The sequence below is a fragment of the Pseudomonadota bacterium genome, assembly GCA_022572885.1.
In the GTDB taxonomy this organism is placed as follows: domain Bacteria; phylum Pseudomonadota; class Gammaproteobacteria; order Steroidobacterales; family MnTg04; genus MnTg04.
This window is the reverse complement of the sequence record JACZVC010000063.1, coordinates 1-3491: the sequence shown is the minus strand read 5'-3', so window position 1 is coordinate 3491 and position 3491 is coordinate 1. Positions and strand designations below refer to the sequence as shown.

The window sequence follows — 3491 nt, the reverse complement described above, 5'->3', positions numbered from 1 at the left end:
GCCGCGTACATCCTCCCGCACCGTGGTCTCGCCGCCATCGCGATCGTTACGATGCTCATATACACCGGCGCGGTAGTGGCCGTGCCGTGGATCACCAAGATCGCCATCGACGACTACATAGTCGAGGGGAACCTGGAGGGCCTCGGCTGGATCGTGGCGCTCTTCGGTGTGATCGCCCTGGTCATCTGGGCAAGCAGCTATTACCAGCAGGTGGTGATGACCAGGGTCAGCCAGCGAGTCCTGTACGACCTGCGCCGCGACATGTTCGCTCATCTGCAGCGCCAGTCGCTCTCCTTTTACGACAAGACCGAGGTCGGACGGGTGATGTCCCGGGTCCAGGGAGACGTCGGCCAGGTCCAGGAGTTCATGTCCCTGGTGGTGACGACGCTGGGAGACATATTGAGCCTGGTGGGCATCGTGGTCGCCGTGCTTCTGCTGAACGCGGAGCTGGGGCTGATCTCAATGGCCGTGCTTCCGGTACTGGTTGCGATCGTGGTCTTCTGGCAGCCCCTGGCGAGACGGGCATTCCTGAGGGTCCGTACGTCGGCCTCCATCGTGAACGCCGCCTACAACGAGAACATATCCGGTGTTCGGGTCGTGCAGAGTCTGAACCGGCAGGACCGGAACCTGGAGCTGTTCGACGGCAAGAACCGGAGCTACCTCGAGGCGAGCTACACGGCGAGCCGCCTGTCCACCGGCCTGCTGCCGCCGGTGGACATCCTCACCGGAGTGGCAATGGGCCTTACACTCTTCTTCGGCGCCCGAGTGATCGGCATGATCCTCTGGAATGTCCCGCAATTCCTCGTCGTCACGCTCGTGCCCGGCAATCGAACACCCGGAAGTTTTCTCAAAGGATCGATACGTAAAGCCCTTATCGCGAAATAGCTGTTTCAGCTGGGCATCGGTGAGCGCTACCTGGCTATCGGCACAGACGAATATGGTGCCTGTTTCGAGATTGCTTCCGACCGACTGAACGCCCTCGATCTTCTTTAACGCGCGTTCCGATGTCGCCACACAAAATGGGCAGGTGATGCCGTCCACGCGAATGTCGTATTGAACGGTATCTGCCAACGCCGCAGTGCCGGCTAATACAAAAGAAATTAAAAATGGAATCGTGCGCTTCATGGTTGCTGCTCCTTTAAAAGTTAATTCGAATGCTGGTCAAAATCGAGTAATCAGGCTCTAAGGCCGTTCCGTTAAGATCGTTCACAATCGGAACCTTGACTCCAAGGTCGGCAATCCAACGCCGAGTGGCATACTGAAGGCCAGGCGTCAGATACAGCTGAAATCCGCCGCTGTTCGGGTCCGTCACGCCGCCCAAGCGATTGCGGTCATAGTGGTTCGCACTGAGTTCGAGCACACCGAAAACAAATCCCTTGGTATCTTTCGTCACTCTTCCAGGCGCTAAGCGATACTGGAAGGAGCTTTCAAAGCTTATGGAATCTCCGCGCTCGAATCCATCTGCTTCACGGTTAAAGTCATACCTCAGCTGGGTGTCGAGTACCCATTGGGTACTGGCGAAAGTCGCGATCACTCCGCCGAACACATCGACTGAACCATCACCGGTTTTGCCGTCTCGTCCCGTGGGTAATCTGACCCCGGCATACGGCGCGATGCGGAGCGTGCGTCCTGGCCGGTCGGAGCGAAACACTTCATAGCGTGCGAACAGCGCGGCATCGCCAAGGCCAAATTCGGAAGCACTGAGATCCCCGAATTCGCGATTGACGTTGATTATCGGCAGCAGAGCAAAAAGTGCGAGCTTTGAAGTTAGTCCGTAGCCCAACACCGTTCGGGATTCGAAGCGATCTACCTCGCGTCGCGTGCCAGAAATGTGGTCCGACGAACGCGTCATTACAAACTGCTGTCGAACGATGATTTCGTCCGCGCTCAAGGGAAGCGCAGTGTTAGTAGCGATAGGCGCCGCCCAAGACACCGAGACCGTAAAACATAGCCCAAGAAAGAGAGTCGCTACACCCTGGTGAACGGCAGGCGCAGGCCAGGTACAGCAGAATTTTCTAGGTCTGTATGAACGGGGCGGATGCATGAGTACTACCTTCGACTGCACGTCAGTCTGAGGGTTTCGCATTATCGCAGAATCTTCTGGTCTCTAGATTCAGTTCCGAGACGGAATTTCGAAGTTCCGTGCCGTTTTTCCAACGACCGCTTCTGGCCGAGGCTGTGTAAAAACGCAAAATCTCGGGCAGCGGTGGTAAGTGTGATCTGCATTTCGATTGACACGTGATCAAAGTGGGACCAGAAGTCTTCGGCGCTGACCAATCATCGCAGATGTGGGTCGCTGTCCCATTGCAAGCGAAATCGAGGCTCTTTTTACACAGCCTCGGCCGAAAGCGGACCTCAGATTCAGCGGTTTTCACCTGTCTTAACGTCCGCTTTACCCCCGGAAGCGGACATTCAGCTAATATTGGTCAAAAGGTCCGCTAACGACCCAAAGCAGACATAGGGTGATTCGATCTTTATTTGCTGGCAAGACCTCGTTAGCTGGTTGAGGGTGATTTCACATGGACAACGCGTGGATATTCTTTTACGGCACGTTTATGAGTGTCGGTGTGCTGCGAGATCATGACATCCAGTGCGAGGCGACCATACCTGCCAAACTTGACGGCTATGAACTCACGATCAGACCGAGGGTCAATCTGACGAAGAATGAGTCCAGTGCTTCATACGGCGGGCTCGCGCATATTTCACACCGGGACATCTCGCGTCTGTATCAGGAATTAGATGACGTATTCGGGATCACCTATTTTCCCTACGCAGTGATGGCAGGCCTTGCCGATGGAGGTTCAAGACCGGCGCTCTGTTACATAGCGTTTGATATACCTGATTCTGCACCGGACCGGGATTACATCAATGAAATGGCAAGATGTGCGAAAGAACTTGAAGCGCCTCAGGATTACATCGACCACATAAAATCTTTCATCTAATCGACTGCCACTTTCGGGTATCAGAGAACGTTTAAACGCAATTTTAGACGTCCGCTTTTGGCCGTTTTCAGCCCTTCAAAATAGGCAGTTTCCTCGGGATTGAATGACCGCATTCGGTGAAACCGGACGTTCGGAGCCTGGCCCCGGAAAGATCCATTCTGAATGTCCGCATTGCGCCCAAAACCAGCCGTTAGGCTAGAATAAGCTTGAACGGCTTAAAACGACCCAAAGCGGACATCTCTAGGTGAAGTAATCGCCCTTCGTAGCAGGCGCCCCGCCCACTTCTGGACTATGCTTAACAGATAACATGATAAATCCAAACCCGCCAAAAGACGGATAAGGAGGATCGAAGATGTTTGACGCATTAGATTCCCTAAAACCACATGCTCACTGGTTATTGCGCATAGGTCTCGCCAGTGTGTTTATTTTCCACGGCATTGGCAAAGCTATGGCCTTAGGAGGTTTCGCCCAGATGATGGGTCTTCCCACCCCAGTCGCTGCACTCGTGACTCTCGCAGAGCTAGCGGGGGGCGTTGGGATTATCGTAGG

General features: G+C 54.6%; 4 protein-coding genes and 1 pseudogene. 3 read left to right on the top strand and 2 right to left on the bottom strand.

The features are described 5' to 3' along the window. Positions 1-885: ABC transporter ATP-binding protein (locus tag IIA05_12965; protein MCH9028000.1), on the top strand; the 885-nt coding region annotated here is incomplete at its 5' end. Here the strand turns inward: IIA05_12965 and IIA05_12960 are convergent. Then, positions 865-1125 (bottom strand): annotated as a pseudogene (locus IIA05_12960) (heavy-metal-associated domain-containing protein). The gene IIA05_12965 and the pseudogene IIA05_12960 overlap by 21 nt on opposite strands. A 13-nt stretch (positions 1126-1138) precedes the next feature. Next, on the bottom strand, positions 1139-1891 hold the full coding sequence (locus tag IIA05_12955) for a transporter (GenBank protein MCH9027999.1): 753 nt from the start codon (positions 1889-1891) through the stop codon (positions 1139-1141). Between the two features lie 628 nt (positions 1892-2519). Here IIA05_12955 and IIA05_12950 point away from each other — a divergent pair. Next, positions 2520-2942 carry a hypothetical protein gene (locus tag IIA05_12950; GenBank protein ID MCH9027998.1) on the top strand — a complete coding sequence of 141 codons (423 nt, stop codon included), beginning with the start codon at positions 2520-2522 and terminating at the stop codon, positions 2940-2942. A 352-nt stretch (positions 2943-3294) separates the two neighbouring features. Continuing rightward, a partial coding sequence (locus IIA05_12945; protein ID MCH9027997.1) for a DoxX family membrane protein occupies positions 3295-3491 on the top strand: 197 nt, incomplete at its 3' end.

Excerpts from the sequence above, each read along its gene's own strand:
- IIA05_12950 (MCH9027998.1), top strand. The coding sequence starts at position 2,520 with ATGGACAACGCGTGGATATTCTTTTACGGCACGTTTATGAGTGTCGGT.